Here is a 404-nt window from a genome sequence, read left to right as displayed (position 1 = left end):
TGGGCAGGTGCAGGATGTAAAGGTGCGTGCAGAGGATGATAAGCACCGGGAAGAGGCAAAAAGGGTTATAGAGATGCTCAAGATCAAACAACCTGCAACTTTGAATGGTGAAAGGGTGGCTGTATTACATGCTTTGCCAATCTCCTTTAGAACCCTAAATCACAACAGCATGGAGGAATTTTTTGGTTCTGAAGATTTCAAAAGAGACACTGAAAAGAACTTGCGCAGGCAGGAAACCGAACGGCTGGGAGTCGTTAACTTTGAAGAATTAAAATTTCCTCCGGAATATGAGGAATGTATCTCCATGCCCGATAACAAAGAATGCTTTCGAAAAATGACGAACGAAAAATTACGGATGTATCTTCAAAAAGGAAGACCAAAGATAAAATCGGGCACGGAAATAA

General features: G+C 41.8%; 1 protein-coding gene. It reads left to right on the top strand.

Annotated features, from left to right (window positions below; all coding sequences use genetic code 11):
* Positions 1-73: 73 nt before the first annotated feature.
* The coding region (locus tag HC176_RS17095) for a hypothetical protein (RefSeq protein ID WP_209309777.1) at positions 74-404 on the top strand (331 nt) is incomplete at its 3' end.

The sequence above is a fragment of the Tamlana crocina genome (genome assembly GCF_012037625.1).
The sequence above is the reverse complement of the archived record's forward strand: the minus strand, read 5'-3'. Positions and strand labels throughout refer to the sequence as shown.